Here is a 16046-nt window from a genome sequence, read left to right as displayed (position 1 = left end):
TGAAGCATGCGAGGGGTGGTCAATGTGACTGAAATGAGTCGTGCGCCGCTGGGGTCTGTGCTGACGGCGATCGTCACCCCCTTCGACAGCGATCTTGAGGTGGACGAGCAGGCCTTCGTGTCGCTGCTGCGTCATGTGTCCGCGAACGGGTCCGACGGTGTCGTGGTGGCCGCCACAACGGGAGAGCCCTCCACTCTCACCAACACCGAACATCTCCGGCTGATCGAACTCGCCTGTTCCGAGCGGCCGGCCGGTACGAGCGTGATCGCCTCCACCGGTTCGAACGACACGGCGCAGGCTTGCGCAATGACCGAACGGGCCATTGAGCTGGGCGCTGACGCGGTGCTGTCGGTGGCGCCGTATTACAACCGGCCGAACCGCCGTGGCCTGGTGCGGCACTACACGGAGATCGCCAAGGCCGCCGGGAAACCCGTCGTGCTGTACAACATCCCCGCACGCGCCGGTATCGACATGCCGAACGATCTGCTCGCCGAGTTGGCCCAGATCGAGCACATCGACTACGTCAAGCAGGCCAACAACGCCAATCTCGCCCCAGTGGACGGGCTCGGCCTGTATGCGGGCAACGACGACGTCTTCGCCCGCACCCTCGACCTGAACGGCTGCGGGGGAATCCTCGTCGCCAGCCATGTCGCCGGGAACCTGATGCGGCGCATGGTCGACGAACCCGAGCGGCGTGCGGAGATCGACGCCGTGTTGCAGCCGCTCTACCGGGCGCTCGGCGTGACGACCAATCCGATTCCGGTCAAGGCCGCCCTCAACCTGCTGGGCCACCGTGTGGGCGGCCTGCGTCTGCCGCTGGTCGAAGCGGACGATGAAGAAACGGAAGTCGTCCGCACGGCACTTGTCGCATGCGGCCTGCTCGACTGAGCTGCCGAGCGGTCGAGTCGGTTGGTTGCCTGGCCGGACGTAGCACGGCGGGGGATCTTCCTGCGCTTCTCCGAACTGGTGGGAAGCCCCGCCGAGTTGCTGCCGCGCGGGCTGCCAAGAGCACGAAGAACCAGGCGTAGGGCGTCCATAGGGTTCCGGCTCATGGAGACGTGGAACGCACCGGCGACGGCTGCGCCGCCCCACGCGGGAGCGTGGCAGGCGCCGACAGGGCCCCTGGCCTACCGCTGGATGGGGCCCCGGGAGGGCGACGGACAACGACCCTCAGTCCGCCGCCCACGCGTCCGCGATCGGGATGGGACGACCGAGGACGTCGCACGCGGCGCGGTGGCCGGAGTGGAGCGCCGCGGTGACCGTCGCCGGATCGTCCGTCCACGTCGCCTCGCCCGCGAGATGGAGCACGCCGCCCACGGGGGTGGCGAGCAGGTCATGGTCCTCGGGCGCCGATCCCACGGTCATGTACGCGTATGAACCTCGCGAGTAGGGGTCGTCCTGCCACGAGGTCACGTGCGCACCGACGGGGTTCTCGAAGCGGTCACCGTAGAGCCGGCGCAGTTCCCCGAGGACCGACTCGACGATCTTCTCCCTCTTCCATCCTCGTGTCTCCTGCGCGGCCGGACCCGCGGCGAACGTGAGGAGCGTCGGTACGCCGTGTACGGCGGTGAGGTCGTACCAGGAGTGCCACCAGACCCCGCCCGGCCCTTGCTGACGGATGCCGTACACGTCCTCGTCCCAGAACTTCGAGGGGAAGCGGAGGAAGACCTTCTCGAAGGCGTTCATGTCGAGGCGTGCCAGCGCACCGGCAACGGGTTCGGGCAGCGGGGGTTCGATGACGAACTCCGCGGACTTCAGCACCCCGACCGGGACGGTGACCACGGCACGGCTCGCCGTGAACACGCCCTGATCCGTGATGACCTCGGCTCCGTCGGCTGACCAGTGCACCGAGGTGACGACGTGCTCGAGACGGACGTCGAGTCCCGTCGCGAGGTGCGTCGCGAGGGCGTCGTAGCCGTCGGGGAAGACGACCTCGTCGCCGTCGATCGAATCGTCGTCGAGCCCGTGCGCGTCGAGCTCGTCGATCCAGACGCCGTACTGCTCCTCGGTTCGATGGCGCAGATACTCCCGGACGCGCTCGGCGCGTTCCGCCTCCCAGCCCTGGGAGCCCAGGGCTGATTCGACCGCCTCGGCGTACGAGTGCCCGGGCGCCATGTCGGCCACGAGGCGGACGAGCTCGGCATCCACCGCGTCGATGTCGGCCACGAAGCGCTCCACTTCGTCGTCGGTGAGACGAACGCCGGAGGGGCCGTAGTACGCGATGGGCCGGCTGTACGGCTGGTATCCGCCGACCGTGAACTCCGCGGTCCGGAGTCCGAATGCGGCTGCCGCCGCGGCGACGGGGCTGTCGGTGACCCCATGGATCCAGCTCGCGCCGAGATCGGTGACGACCCCGCCCTCCCGGTCGCTCCACACACGTCCGCCGATGCGATCGCGAGCTTCGAGCAGGACGACCCGCTGGCCGCTACGGGAAAGCAGTCGTGCCGCGGTCAATCCCGCGATACCCGCACCCACGACGATCGTGTCGACTCGATCCATCGCACCCACCCCTTCTCGGCGCGCTTCGCGCGGCGCACCCGGTCAGCGTATTGGGCGGTGCGGCCTCCCGGCCTGCCGCTTCAGATCCGGCATCCCTTCCGCCTGACCGCTGAGGCCCGATTGCCCGCATACTGACAACACGATGACGAAACCCTTCGCGCCCCGGCGCCACCTGCCCACAAGCCCCTTCAAGGCCGCGGCCGACCCGCTGGTCAAGCACTTCGCGCTAGGAGACCGGGTCTCACACGACCAGTACGGCCTCGGCAGAATCGTCGGTGTCGAGGACGGGATCGCGATGCTCGTCGACTTCGGCTCCGAAAAGGCTCGAATCGTCAGCCCGTACACCGGGATGGAGAAGCTCTGACTTCGAGACGGACAAGGCAACTCGGCCCCCGGCCACCGAGCAAGGTGGCCGGGGGCCTTTGTCGCAGCCTCCTCGGGCGCACGGCCGCGGGCGGGCGTTCGGCCGGCTTCGCCACCTGGCCCGGAGGGCTCTCAATGGAGTACTCGAGCGCGTAGGAACGGCACAATCAGGCTCATAGGGGGGCGCCTTTCGGAGAGTGAGCGATGCCCGGTTCCGCCATCCACGTCCAGAGTCTCGTCAAGCGCTTCCGAACGACCACGGCGCTCGCCGGCATCGATCTGAGCGTCGAGGAGGCCAGCGTCTTCGCGCTGCTCGGACCGAACGGCGCGGGGAAGACGACCCTGGTGCGGGTCCTTGCCACCCTGCTCGCCCCGGACGCCGGAAGGGTCACGGTCTTCGGCGTCGACGTCGTCGACGATCCCGCTGGTGTACGGGAACTGCTGGGGCTGACCGGCCAGTTCGCGGCGGTCGACGAGATGCTGACCGGTCGGGAGAACCTTCAGATGTTCGGCCGCCTGTTCGATCTCCCGGCGACGGCTGCCCGCCGCCGGGCGGATGAGCTGCTCGAGCGCTTCGATCTGACCGACGCCGGTGATCGCCGGGCCGGCACGTACTCAGGTGGTATGCGGCGACGTCTCGACCTCGCGTCGAGCCTGCTGACCCGCCCGCGCGTGCTGTTCCTGGACGAGCCGACGACCGGCCTCGACCCGCGAAGCCGCAATGAGATCTGGTCGGTCGTGCGTGAACTCGTCGCCGAGGGGACGACGCTCCTGCTCACCACCCAGTACCTCGAGGAGGCGGATCAGCTCGCCGACCAGATCGCGGTGATCGACCACGGTCGCGTGATCGCGCAGGGTACGGGGGACGAGCTCAAGGACCGGATCGGCGGCAAGCTCCTGGAGGTCGAGCTCGCCACCGCGGCGGAACGCGACAGAGCACGGTCCGCGCTGGTCGGCATCGGCTGCGGCGAGCCCGAACCCGGGGACCTGCTCGCGCAGCTGACCCTTCCCGCGCCCCATGACGGCCTCGAGATGATTGAGAACGCGGCTTCGGCACTCCGCGGTGCGGATGTCGCGGTGCGCGATCTCAGGCTCCGGCGCCCGACGCTCGAGGATGTGTTCCTGCAGCTGACGGGCGCGCCGCCGAGCGAGGACGAAGGGGACGAAGCGGCCCCCGAAGCACCCATGGACGAGAGGCCGAGCCTGGACGTCCCTGCCGCCGACACCCGGGAGGCCCGCCCCCCGGCCACGACGCGGCCACCGTGGTGGAGGCGACTCTCGCCGGGCAAGCTCCGTGCCGCCGTGGCAGACGCACGAGTCGTCAGTACGCGGAACCTGCGCCACTTCATCCGCCAACCGGATCTGCTGGTCTTCTCGACGATCCAGCCGATCACCTTCGTGCTGCTGTTCTCGTACGTGTTCGGCGGCGCGATCAGCCCGTCGCTGCCCCACGGCGTCACGTACATCAACTACCTGCTGCCCGGCATCCTCGTCCAGTCGGTGACGTTCCGGGCGAGCATGACGGCACTGGGCCTGTCCGACGACCTGAAGCTCGGCGTGATCGACCGGTTCCGGACCATGCCGATGGCCCGGTCCGCGGTGCTGGTCGGTCGTACGGCCGCGGACCTGGTCCGCAACGTCCTGATCATCGGGTTGATGATCCTCATCGGCTACATCATCGGCTTCCGCTTCCAGGCGGGTGTTCTGCAGGCCCTCGGCTCCATCCTTCTCGTCAGCGCGTTCGGTCTCGCCCTGAGCTGGATCTTCGCCTTCGTGGCGCTGATGGTGCGGAGCGCCGAGGCGGCTCAATCGGCCGGCTTCGTGGTCCTGTTTCCGCTCGTGTTCGCGAGCTCGGTGTTCGTGCCGGTCTCGAGCATGCCGAGCTGGCTGGAGGCGTTCGCGAACGTGAGCCCGGTGACCCTGACCGCGGACGCGGCGCGTTCGCTGGCGCTCACCCCTGGCGTCCCCTCGACGCTCGGTGGCGCCATCGCATGGGTCGCGGCCATCCTCGCTCTGTTCGTCCCGCTCTCCGTGTGGCGCTACCGGCGCATGACCTGACTTCTGCGGGCGCCGGTGAGCAGGTCGGGACCGGACGCGGCGCTGACCGTCGCCGAGGCAGTGAGGCGCGATGAGAACCGGTGGCCTGCCGCCGGTCGCCAACGGCCCCGCGGCACCCGGACATTCGCCGACCGGCTCCGGGGGCAAGGCCCGGCGACGCCTCATGAGAAGGGGTGCCGTGTCGCGAAACCAGCGGACGTCCGCCGGATCACGTCACGGCGAGGGCGAATCCGCCGAGCCGTTGGTCAGCGCCGCTCGGACGATGCGGATGGCCTCGTCGGTGTCGATGCCGACACTGGCGATGACGCCCGCGTACTCCTCGGCGGCGCGGCGGGCCCGTTCGCGTCCCTGCTTCCCGTCCGCGGAGACGAACGAGCCGGCCGGCCCGCGGGTCTCGATCAGTCCCGCTTCCTCAAGCTCCCGGTAGGTCCGGCCGACGGTGTTGACGGCCAGGCCGAGGTCCGCGGCCAGGCGGCGGATGGTCGGGAGCCGGGTGCCCACTGCGAGCGTGCGGTCCTGGATCTGCCGGGCGAGCTGGGCGCGGAGCTGCTCGAACGGCGGGACGGGCGAGGCGGAGTCGATGACGATCATCGGTTCACCCGGCGCTCATGGCGTGCCGTGCCACCGTGCCGCTCTGCGCGGTCCGCGTCGTGATCAGGGCCAGCGTGATGGCGCTCAGGGCGATGAAGGCGAGCCAGGCCGCGATCCACCAGCCCAGCGCGGTCTCGAACACCGACACGACCGGCAGTGACCACACCACGGTCGGCGTGGCGACGTTGCGGGCGTCCTCGACGCGCATGATGACGTCGGCGGTCAGCGAGACCTCGTCGTCGGCCACGACCGGGTGCGTCAGAACATGGCGCAGCTGCACGACCGTGCCGACCGCGACCCCGCACAACCCGATGAGCAGGACGAAAGCCCCGTACCGCGCGGTGGAGCCCTGCGTGGTCAGGGCACTCACACCCAGCACCGTCGCGGCGGCGAACGTGGCGACCGCGAACAGGGCGCGCGGCACGCCGAGCACGGTGCGCCAGCCGAGCGGGACCGGGTGGGCCGCCCGTCGCGGCAACGCAGCGGCGGCCTGCCGGTCGGCCCGCCGCACCCGCCGGTCCAGCAGCGACTGGGCCAGGACCAACGCCACGACCACCGCCGTCAGGACGAGCAGCGACCAGTGCCAATAGGGCCCGGACCCGTCGACCGCGGCGCCGATGAACTTGTCGACGGTGTAGATGAGGGCGACCGCGATGATGAATGCGGCCAGCAGGACATCGGCGGCGAGACGTGTGCGTCGCCGGGCCGCCAGACGCGTGGCCAGCAACGGTGTCGGCCGGACGTCGGCCAGGCCGTGCTGGGCCAGCCACGCAGCGGCCCGCTCGGCATCCGCCGGAGGCACCGACTTGTCAGTCATCGGGCCACCTTCCTTTCAGCGCGCGACGCGCCTATGTCTCAAGTCTTGTCGCAACATGGTGCGTCAAGGCTTGCGACAAGTCAACGGAGGAAGGACGGCGACGGGTTGAGGCGGAGATCAGGTCGCACGCCGGAGCCCCGGCGGCGCGATCAGCGATGCGGCACTTCCGGGTCCTGGTGCCGAAGAGCACGGCGCCGTCGCCGGCACCGCATGTGCCGGTCCTCTTCACGCACGGCGGCGGCCGGGTCCCGCCTTCGTCAGCGTGGCCACGGGTCGGATCCGGTCGATGCCGGGCGCTCAAGTACCCCTCGGGGGTGGCGCGTTGTCAGCCCGGCTGGGACGACTTGCGGTCGGCCTCGTCCTTGACGAGCCAGGACAGCAGCGAGGCGACGGTCAGGCCGGCCTCGGCCGGGTGGCGCAGGACTTTGCGGGGCTCGATCTCGTACGTGTTGGCACGGCCGACGCGGGTGTGGGAGAGGTAGCCCTCTTCCTCGAGGTCGTAAATGATCTTCTGGACGGCCCGCTCGGTGAGACGGCAGTGCGCGGCGATATCGCGAATGCGGGCGTTGTGATCGTCGGCGATCGTGGCCAGCACTCGCGCGTGGTTGGTCAGAAACGTCCATCCGGTATGGGGCTCGGGCACTCCGTCCATCCTCCGACTCTATCGACCAGGCATGCGTCCTAGATAACACGTACTGCAATTCATGTATATTAGTGCGTGTGCGGCCTGGGGGTGGGCTGAAAGCCAAGGTTGGCCGCCTAGGGAGGGGAGAGAACCTCATGGCGGAGCCTGCGTTCTCCGGGCAGACACCTGAGCAGGATGCAGCGCTGACGAACAGTGGCAGCACGCAGGCGGTGCCTGGCCCGGGCTTGGACAAGCGTCCCGACCCGGACGACGTGGACGGACTCGTTGCCGGTGACCCGCTCGACGACTCCGATCAGAATCTGCGCCTCGAAGTGTCGCAGCTGCGACGAGCCATGCGGACCCGGCCTGCCATCGATCAGGCCAAGGGTGTCCTCATGGCCGCGTACAGCCTCACCCCGGACGAGGCCTGGGAGGTCTTGGTGACCGTCTCCCAGCACACGAACACCAAGTTGCACGTGGTGGCGGAGGGGATCACGGCGAGCACTCAGGAAGGCGTCGTGGACGCATGCCTGCGGGGCGCGATCCAGGCTGCGCTGAGGGAGCTGGGGAAGCAGTAGGCCGATCCGCTCCGCCGCACGGCAACCGTCGCCACGGGTTGTCATCGGAGGACAACGGAGTGCTCTGCCCCGCCTGGGCGGGACAGAGCACTCACGTCGCGGCTTACACGGCTGTCTGTCCAACCAGTGAACGCCTAGGAAGTGTGCATTACCGGTCATGCAAACAACCTGACGGCACAATTACCCCTTACGAAACAGCGCATGCCGGCCGGCCGTTCCCCGCCCCGTGGGGGGCCTGCCATCGCCCGCCCCCCCCGGATCATTGCTTTTCAGGTGACGGGGCGCACCGCTCGATCTCCACGGTGGATGCCGGCGATCGGCTCTCGCGGCAGGCGGCTCAGGCCGTGCGTGACCGCTTCTTCCGCTTGGGCCTGGAACGTTCGTCGAGTTGCAACTCCCGCTCCGCGCCGCGGGTCCCGGCCGCGATCTCGCGGCTGCGTTCCCGCTCCGCGTTGAACTCGGCCCCCAGCAGGATCGCGAGATTCGTGATCCACAGCCACACCAGGAAGACGATCACTCCGGCGAGCGCCCCGTAAGTCTTGTTGTACGAGCCGAAGTTGACTACGTAGGCGGCGAAGCCGACCGATGCGACGAGCCAGATGGCCAGTGCCAGCACGGCGCCCGGGATGACCGACTTCAGGCCCGACAGCCGGGCGTTGGGGGACGCGTAGTACAGCACGCAGAACATGAGAACGACGACCAGCAGCAGAACGGGCCACTTCGCGTAGTTCCAGGCCGTCACCGCGGAGTCGCCGGCGCCGATGACCGAACCGGCCTTCGTGGCCAGCGGCCCGCTGACCACCAGTGCGATCAGGACGACGGCCTGCAGCAGGACGAGAACGAGCGTGACGAGCATCTGCAGGGGGCGGAGCTTGATGAAGGGCCGCCCTTCCTCGACCTCGTAGATCACATTCGAAGCGCGCATGAAGGCGCCGACGTAGGCCGACGCGCTCCACAGGGCCGCGGCGACACCGACGACGAGCAGGACCCCTGCCGCTTCCGTGCTCGCCGCCAGGTCGTTGATCGGGCCCTTGAGGGTGTTCACCGCCGACGCGGGTCCGATCGAACTGACCAGGTCCGTGCCCGCGCTGATGATCTTCTTCGGGCTCATGACCAGGCTGACGAGCGAGAACAGCGCGATGAGCGCCGGGAAGATCGACAGGACCGCGAAGTAGGTCAGGGCCGCTGCCGAGTCGGAGAGATTGTCTTCCTTGAACTCGCTGACCGTGCGCTTGAGGGTCTGCCCCAGGCCGCCCTTCCTCGGGTGCGGAGGGCCCTCGGGCCGGCGGCCGGAGCGCTTCTCGTCCAGGTGGCTCACGGAGGCGGACCGGGACTCGGAGCCCGGGGCCTCCCGGCCGGTGTGCTTGCCGGAGGCGGGCTCAGGCGTCGGCCCGGAAGCCGGGCCTTCGCGCTGTCCCGGCCCGTGAGAGCGTTCCTCGGGCCCGTCAGGTGATGTGGGATCCGTGCCGGACATCGAACCTCCTTCACCGGAGGTCGGGGGCAGTCACAGGTGCCACTTCTGAGCACCATCGCGTCCAGGCTAGGGCGGGGATTCCCGTGCTGCACTCGGAGCGAGGTCATGCCGCGTCCAGCGAGAGTCCGCATGGCCTCCGACGGGGCCTGCCGGAGTCGCGAACGCCGGGGCGGGACAGGCGAGTTCGCGATGACTCGAGCCGTTCAACGCCGGGGCGCGGAGGTGTGGGCGGCCCGGAGCTGTTCCGCGACGGTGGGGCGGGCCGGTGCGGGCTCCCGCCGCGCCCGTGGTCCGAGGCGGGTCCGCCGGAGCTCGTCCATGAAGACCTCCCGGGCCGGTGGCCCGCCGGCGGCGAGCACCCGCGCCCGGGCGGCGCCGGTCACTTCACGTCGTTGAGTTCCTCGAACTTCACAAGTCCGGTGTCCTCCAGGACCGTGATGTGGTCGAGAACGATGGCGTTGGCGCGGGTTGCCAGCGACCGCACCATCGAGTTGCGGGTCTGGTCGCGCACGAGGCCCACCAGGCCGAAGACCACGCCGTGCTGCTTGCGCAGGTGGGCGACGAGGATCTTGTCGAACTCCTTGCCCGTGGCGCTGTCCATGTCGTTCAGGTACTTCTGCTGGGAGCCGGTCGGCTGGTTCGGCAGCGAGACGTCCAACGCGCGGCTGGCGGAGATGGCGCGCCTGTCCAACTCCTCGTGGCCGTCGACGAGATGGTTGCCCACGATCCGCACCGACTTGGTCGTGCCCCGTTCCTGTGCCGAGCGGCCGGCAGGGCCTTCCCACAGTCCGGCGGCGCGCACCTTGCGTATGAAGTCACGGTCCATCGGCGTGAGCGGCCCGTACTTCGTGTTCCAGGTTCCCCTGCCGTCGTCCTGCCATCCGGCCCTGGCCAACGCGCTGGCCCTGTTTCCCTCGAACATGTCGGAGGGCATGATCAATGCTGCGAGCGTGCCCGCGAGCGCGATCACCACCAGCACCGTGCCGATCGCCCGTCCAGTGAACATGCCGGACCCCATCCGTCCCACCTCTCGACACACGCGTTCCAGTGCAAGGAGGTTAGCGAGGTGTGCGCCGTTGCGCGCGGCCCTCGTCCCGACAGGACAAGAACCGTTTCCGTAGCGCCCAAGCCTGCTATGTGGAGCGGGACTCCGGCCGCGATCCGGACAATGGCCCCACCGGCAGACCTACGGCACGATCCGGAACGGGGACGGGGACGAGGATGGAGGGGAGCGGAACCGGCTCAGGCGCCGCAGGCGTGCGCGGCCCGCTCGGCGAGTTCCACCTTGCGGATCTTGCCCGTGGCGGTGAGGGGGAACTCCTCGACCAGCTCGACCACCGGCACCTTGTACACAGCCATGTTCGCCCGGGCCCATTCCCGCAGGTGACCGCTGGTGAGGAAGGCCCCGGGGCGCGTACGCACGAACGCGTAGGGCAGTTGCCCGCTCCGGGAGTCCGGCACCGCGACCACGGCCGCGGAGACGACGTCCGGGTGCCTGTCCAGCAGGGCTTCCACCTCGGCGGGGAAGACGCTCATGCCGTTGACCTTGATCATGTCCTTGTCCCGGCCGAGGTAGTGCAGGCAGCCGTCCTCGTCGAGCATCCCGATGTCGCCGGTGCGCAACCATCCGTCGCGCAGCGCCTCGGCCGTGGCCTCGGGTTTGCGCCAGTACCCGCGCAGGAGGGACGGACCGCGCAGCACGATCTCTCCGTGCTCCCCCAGCGGCAGCGGCTCGCCGGTGCTGAAGTCGGTGACCATGACGTCGGTCCCGGGGACCGGCAGCCCGCAGAAGACCGGGTCGGTGAGCAGATCCCGGTCCTCGTCCTGGAAGCCCAGCGTGAAGGTGTCGCTGGTGTGCGTCTCCGTCATCCCGTACGAGGCCTCGCGCAGCACGCTGTGTCCGCCGACCGCTTCGCGCCAGCGTCCTCGCAGCTCGGGGGAGAGCTTGCGGATGAAGGAGATCACGGTGGGGTTCGTCAGGCTGCTCAGGTCGTGGTCGCCGAACTCGGGGTGTTCCAGGAGCTCTTGGTAGTTCTCCACCGTCCCGGTCAGTACGTCGACCCCGTAGCGCTCGATTGCCCGCAGCGCGGCGGACGGATCCCAGCGGGTGAGGAGCACGCTCGTGCCGCCGCTGACCAGCGGCGCGAGGATCCCCAGATTCTCGCCGGCGATCCAGAAGACGGGCAGGTGGCACAGCACCGTCATGCCCTCGCCCTCGGCGAGTGAGGACCCGGCGCGGACGGCTGCCGCCGTGTAGACCATGTGGCGCTGGGTGTGCTCGCATCCCTTGGGCAGGCCCGTCGTTCCGCCGGTGTAGTTGAGCGCGGCCAGGGCATCCAGATCGTCGGCCGCCTGCCCCAGCGGGGCATGGGCCAGGGCATCGGCCCACCCGGAGGGAGGCACGCCGGGCCGCCCGGCCCCGTCCGCGTCGCCGGTCCCGTCCGTCATGGAACGCGGCAGCGGAAGCAGGGGCTGCTCGGGCAGTACGTCGGCGAACGACGTGACCAGGACCTTCCGCACGGACGTCTCGGGCCGCACCTCTTCCACCAGCGGCGCCAGTGTGTCCAGTGTGATCACCAACTCCGGGGCGGCGTCCTGGAGTTCGTGGCGCAGTTCGGCGGCGCGGAAGAGCGGGTTGACCGGCACGTGCACGGCTCCGGCCCGCAGAACCGCGAGGAAGGCAACAAGGAACTGGGGGCAGTTGGGGAGATGGACTCCGACGCGGTCCCCGGGCCGTACCCCGGCGTCCACGAGCCATCCGGCCAACCGGTCGGAGGCGTCGTCCAGTTCGGCATAGCTGGTCTCGGCACCGTAGAAGACGACCGCCGGACGCCGAGGGTGGTGGCGGGCCCAGTGCCGCACGTGGGCGGGAAGGGTGATCTCGCCGAGCGGATAGCGCGGCCGCGCAGGGAGCTGCGCGGGGCGTATGCGGTCCTGGCGTCGGCGCACGTCCGTCAGGTAGGTCTCAACCGGGCCGGGATCGTGGTGCGTCGGGCCTCGGGGCGCGTGGTGCTGGGGGCGCTTCGGATCCATCGGGCGGCTCGCTCCCGTCTCGCGGAGTGACGCGTAGCAGGTGGAGATGCATGGTGGTGACGTCGCGCACGGCGTCCTCGTACACATCCGGGTCGGCGGCCACCAGACGCGCCCAGGTCGTGGACATCGCACCCACGGCGCGCGCCAGCGCGAGCGGTTCGACGACCGGGTCGGCGCGGCCGTCCTTCACCAGCCTGCGTACGTATCTGGCGTGCCGGCGCAGCGGGCGGCTCTCGATCTCGGTCCACAGCTCGCGGACTTCGTGGTCGCAGAGCGCCTGCTGCTCGAAGAGGGCCAGCAGCGGCAGATGTTCGGCGTACGCGGCGATGAACGCTCCGGTGGAGGCCCGCGCCACCGCGTACGGGTCGTCGGGGTCCGTCCCGGGAACCTCCTGCGCGGCCAGGAAGGCGTCGCGCACCTGTACCGCCAGCACCCTGAACACCTCTGCCTTCGAGGCGAAGTAGACGTAGAAGGCGGCACGCGAGAGGCCCGCCTCGGTGGTGATGCCGGCGATCGTCGCGGGCCCGTATCCATGGCGCGCGAAGACGCGCCCGGCCGCCGCGAGGAGCAGCGCACGGGTGCGGGCGTCCCGTCTGTCGTGTTCCGTGCGTGCTGCCCAAGCCTGCTGCTGCCGTGGTGTCACGACGGGCAGCATATTGACGTTGACACCAGTGTCAATGAGCATGACGTCCTCGGAACACCGCAGCGTGGAGGGCATATGGAACCGGCGGCCGTGCTCGTCGCAAACCGTGGGGAGGCCGCGGTACGGGTGCTGCGCGGCGCGGCCGAGGCCGGGATGCGTACCGTCGCCGTGCACGCGTCCGACGACGCCGGATCGCTCCATGTGCGGCTCGCCGACGAGGCGTTCGCGCTGAAGCGTTCGGGCCCCGCGGCGTATCTGGACATCGACGGACTCCTGGACGTGGCCGAGCGCGCGGAGTGCCGGTTCGTCCACCCCGGCTGGGGATTCCTCAGCGAACGGGCCGACTTCGCACGGCGCTGCTCCGAGCGCGGTGTCACGTTCGTCGGACCGCGTCCCGAAGTCCTCGACCTGCTGGGCGACAAGGCACGGGCACGCGAACTCGCCTCGGACAGCGGCGTTCCCGTGCTGCCCGGCACCACCCGGCCCACCACGCTGGGGGAGGCCCGCGCCTTCCTGGACGAGCAGGGCCGCGACGGCGCGGTGATGATCAAGGCTCTCTCCGGCGGCGGCGGGCGCGGGATGCGCGAGGTGCGCGGCGGCGACGGGAGCGCGGACAGGCTCGACGAGGCATGGGAGCGCTGCGCCTCTGAGGCCCGGCACGCCTTCGGGCGCGGCGAGTTGTACGTGGAGCGGCTGCTGACCGGCGCGCGGCACATCGAGGTGCAGATCGCCGGGGACGACAACGGCGCCGTGGTGCATCTGTGGGAGCGGGACTGCAGCGTCCAGCGGCGGAATCAGAAGCTGATCGAGACAGCGCCCGCTCCCTCACTCGACGGAGGGACGCGGGACCGTCTGCTGGACGCGTCGCTGCGGATGGCGCGCGCCGCCGGTTACAGCGGCCTGGGCACCTTCGAATTCCTCGTCGAGGGCGGGGAGTTCTTCTTCCTGGAGGCCAATCCACGTCTCCAGGTCGAGCACACCGTCACCGAGGAGATCACCGGGCTCGACCTCGTGGCCGTGCAACTCGCCCTGGCCGGTGGTGAGTCGCTGGCGGGTCTCGGCCTCGGCAGTGCTCCGGCGCCCCGCGGCTACGCGATCCAGGCACGGGTGAGCGCCGAGTCGTCCGGGAAGCTCACGCGCTTCGCACCTCCCCACGGCCCCGGGGTGCGCGTCGACACCGGCGTCGCCGAGGGGCATGAGACCGGCACCGCCTACGACCCGCTCCTCGCCAAAGTCGTCGTCCGCGCACCCCGCTTCACCGCGGCCGCCGAGCGGGCGCGCCGTGGGCTGGCGCAGTTCCACATCGAAGGCGTACGCACGTCCGTGCCGTTGCTGCGCTCGCTGCTGGACGAGCCCGGCTTCCTCACGGGCGGCATCGACACCGGGTTCGCCGACCGGCATGCGAGCGGCGCGGCGCCGGACACGGACGTCAGCACGAATGCTGCCGACGACGCGGGTGCCGACGACGCGGGTTCCGATGGCGCGGCTGCCGCCCGCGCTCCCATGAGCGGCACCGTGATCTCGCTCGATGCCTCTGCGGGTGACGCCGTACGTGCCGGGCAGCAACTCGCCGTCCTCGAAGCGATGAAGATGGAACACGTCGTGCGGGCGGCAACTGCCGGAACCGTACTGGCAGTTCCGGTGGCCGTGGGCGACACCTTGGCCGAAGGGCAGCCCGTCGTACTGCTGGACCCGGCGGGCACTGGGGACGACGGTCCCGTACGGGAGCAGGAGATCGACCTCGACCTCGTACGTGACGACCTCGCCGAGGTCATCGGCCGGCACCGTGTGGGGCAGGACGCCGAACGCCCCGCGGCCGTCGCCTCCCGGCACGATCGCGGGCGGCGGACCGCGCGCGAGAACCTCGCCGATCTGTGCGACGAGGGCAGCTTCACCGAGTACGGGGCTCTCGCCCTGGCCGCGCAGCGCCGCCGCCGCGGCCTGGACGACCTGATCGCGAACACCCCCGCGGACGGCATGGTGGCCGGCACGTGCACCGTCAACGCGGACCTGTTCGGCCCGCGGCGCGCCGACTGCGTCGCCCTCAGCTACGACTACACGGTTCTGGCCGGGACCCAGGGCCATATGAACCACCGCAAGACCGACCGCCTGCTGGAGACCGCCGAACGCAGGCGCGCCCCCGTGGTGCTCTTCGCGGAGGGCGGCGGCGGCCGTCCCGGCGACACCGACACCACGGCGGTCGCCGGGCTCGACCTGGGGACCTTCCGCCAGATGGGACGCCTCAGCGGTCTCGTACCGCTGGTCGGCGTCGCTTCCGGCTACTGCTTCGCGGGCAACGCCGCGCTGCTGGGCTGCTGCGACGTCGTGATCGCGACGCCCGAGTCCAGCATCGGCATGGGCGGGCCCGCGATGATCGAGGGCGGCGGGCTGGGCCGATACCGGCCCGAAGAGGTGGGCCCGCTGGACGTGCAGGTCGCGGGCGGCGTCGTCGACATCACCGCCGCCGACGACGCCGACGCCGTGCGCCTCGCCCGCCGCTATCTCGCGTACTTCCAGGGCCCGTTGAGCGACTGGGAGGCGCCCGATCAGCGGCTGCTGCGTCATGTCGTGCCGGAGAACCGCCGCCGTGCCTACGAGATACGGGACGCGATCGAGTCACTGGCCGACACCGGCTCGGTGCTGGAGCTGCGGCGGGGCTTCGGCGCGGGGGCGGTCACGGCACTGATACGGATCGAAGGCCGCCCCATGGGGCTGATCGCCAGCAACCCCGCGCACCTGGGCGGCGCCATCGACAGCGACGCCGCGGACAAGGCGGCCCGCTTCCTCCAGCTGTGCGACGCCTTCGGCCTTCCGGTCGTCTCCCTCTGCGACACCCCCGGCTTCATGGTCGGTCCCGATTCCGAACGCACCGCCACCGTCCGGCACTTCTCCCGGCTCTTCGTGACGGGCGCGAATCTCTCCGTGCCTGTCTGTGCGTTGATACTGCGCAAGGCTTACGGGCTGGGCGCGATGGCGATGCTGGGCGGTTCGACACGGGCACCGGTCGCCACGGGTGCCTGGCCGAGCGGGGAGATAGGCGCCATGGGCCTGGAGGGCGCCGTCCGGCTCGGGTACCGGCGCGAACTGGAGGCGATCGCCGACCCCGAGGCTCGCGAGCGCGCCTTCCAGGACCGGGTCGACGAGCTCTACGCCAACGGCAAGGCGCTCAACGCGGCCACGGTCCTGGAGATCGACGACGTCATCGACCCGGCGGACAGCCGCAGTTGGATCACGGCCGCCTTCCGCGACCATGCGGATGGGGCGCCATGGGACGGCAAGCGCCGCCCGTACGTCGACACTTGGTGAGGGGCCGACACTTTGTGTTGGGCAGGCCGGTGACGTTCCGGCCGCTCCGGCCACGAGGG

13 protein-coding genes are annotated in these 16046 nt (G+C 70.1%); 5 read left to right on the top strand and 8 right to left on the bottom strand.

Features of this window, described 5'->3' with window-relative positions; genetic code table 11:
• The first annotated feature begins 6 nt into the window (after positions 1 to 6).
• Complete coding sequence (dapA, locus tag G4Z16_RS15285; protein ID WP_197351330.1) at positions 7 to 888, top strand: 4-hydroxy-tetrahydrodipicolinate synthase; 882 nt, start codon at positions 7 to 9, stop codon at positions 886 to 888.
• Positions 889 to 1170: 282 nt separating this feature from the next.
• On the opposite strand, the gene G4Z16_RS15280 is transcribed toward dapA, so the two are convergent.
• Positions 1171 to 2499, bottom strand: coding sequence for a flavin monoamine oxidase family protein (locus G4Z16_RS15280; RefSeq protein WP_197351329.1), 1329 nt, complete (start codon positions 2497 to 2499; stop codon positions 1171 to 1173).
• A 142-nt stretch (positions 2500 to 2641) separates the two neighbouring features.
• On the opposite strand from G4Z16_RS15280, the gene G4Z16_RS15275 reads away from it, so the two are divergent.
• Positions 2642 to 2863 (top strand): hypothetical protein, encoded by a 222-nt coding sequence (locus tag G4Z16_RS15275; protein WP_197351328.1) that lies wholly within the window; start codon positions 2642 to 2644, stop codon positions 2861 to 2863.
• Positions 2864 to 3066: 203 nt separating this feature from the next.
• Positions 3067 to 4920, top strand: a complete 1854-nt coding sequence (locus tag G4Z16_RS33080) for an ABC transporter permease (RefSeq protein WP_197351327.1) — start codon at positions 3067 to 3069, stop codon at positions 4918 to 4920.
• A 213-nt stretch (positions 4921 to 5133) separates the two neighbouring features.
• Here G4Z16_RS33080 and G4Z16_RS15265 read toward each other — a convergent pair whose 3' ends face one another.
• From G4Z16_RS15265 to G4Z16_RS15255, 3 genes are all read right to left on the bottom strand, one after another.
• Positions 5134 to 5511: a GntR family transcriptional regulator gene (locus G4Z16_RS15265; RefSeq protein ID WP_197351326.1), complete on the bottom strand. Its 378-nt coding sequence runs from the start codon at positions 5509 to 5511 to the stop codon at positions 5134 to 5136.
• A 4-nt stretch (positions 5512 to 5515) separates the two neighbouring features.
• Positions 5516 to 6328 carry a hypothetical protein gene (locus G4Z16_RS15260; RefSeq protein WP_197351325.1) on the bottom strand — a complete coding sequence of 271 codons (813 nt, stop codon included), beginning with the start codon at positions 6326 to 6328 and terminating at the stop codon, positions 5516 to 5518.
• 325 nt (positions 6329 to 6653) lie between these two features.
• Positions 6654 to 6980: a MarR family transcriptional regulator gene (locus G4Z16_RS15255; RefSeq protein WP_197351324.1), complete on the bottom strand. Its 327-nt coding sequence runs from the start codon at positions 6978 to 6980 to the stop codon at positions 6654 to 6656.
• Between the two features lie 128 nt (positions 6981 to 7108).
• On the opposite strand from G4Z16_RS15255, the gene G4Z16_RS33075 reads away from it, so the two are divergent.
• Positions 7109 to 7531, top strand: coding sequence for an ANTAR domain-containing protein (locus tag G4Z16_RS33075; protein ID WP_197351323.1), 423 nt, complete (start codon positions 7109 to 7111; stop codon positions 7529 to 7531).
• A 337-nt stretch (positions 7532 to 7868) separates the two neighbouring features.
• Here G4Z16_RS33075 and G4Z16_RS15245 read toward each other — a convergent pair whose 3' ends face one another.
• The 4 genes from G4Z16_RS15245 to G4Z16_RS15230 form a co-directional block, all read right to left on the bottom strand.
• Entirely contained in the window at positions 7869 to 9005 is a 1137-nt protein-coding gene (locus tag G4Z16_RS15245; RefSeq protein WP_197351322.1) for a YihY/virulence factor BrkB family protein, read from the bottom strand.
• 379 nt (positions 9006 to 9384) lie between these two features.
• A complete protein-coding gene (locus G4Z16_RS15240) occupies positions 9385 to 10011 on the bottom strand; it encodes a DUF4142 domain-containing protein (RefSeq protein WP_246530870.1) in 627 nt (208 codons plus the stop codon).
• Positions 10012 to 10247: 236 nt separating this feature from the next.
• Positions 10248 to 12038 (bottom strand): AMP-binding protein, encoded by a 1791-nt coding sequence (locus G4Z16_RS15235; protein ID WP_197351320.1) that lies wholly within the window; start codon positions 12036 to 12038, stop codon positions 10248 to 10250.
• Positions 11971 to 12681: a TetR/AcrR family transcriptional regulator gene (locus tag G4Z16_RS15230; RefSeq protein ID WP_197351319.1), complete on the bottom strand. Its 711-nt coding sequence runs from the start codon at positions 12679 to 12681 to the stop codon at positions 11971 to 11973. The genes G4Z16_RS15235 and G4Z16_RS15230 overlap by 68 nt, the downstream gene beginning before the upstream one ends.
• Positions 12682 to 12756: 75 nt before the next feature.
• On the opposite strand from G4Z16_RS15230, the gene G4Z16_RS15225 reads away from it, so the two are divergent.
• Positions 12757 to 15987, top strand: coding sequence for a carboxyl transferase domain-containing protein (locus G4Z16_RS15225; RefSeq protein WP_197351318.1), 3231 nt, complete (start codon positions 12757 to 12759; stop codon positions 15985 to 15987).
• Positions 15988 to 16046 lie beyond the last annotated feature (59 nt).

Origin of the sequence: Streptomyces bathyalis, assembly GCF_015910445.1 — a bacterium.
GTDB lineage: Bacteria > Actinomycetota > Actinomycetes > Streptomycetales > Streptomycetaceae > Streptomyces > Streptomyces bathyalis.
Note: the sequence above shows the minus strand (reverse complement) of the source record. Positions and strands in the feature narration are given on the sequence as shown.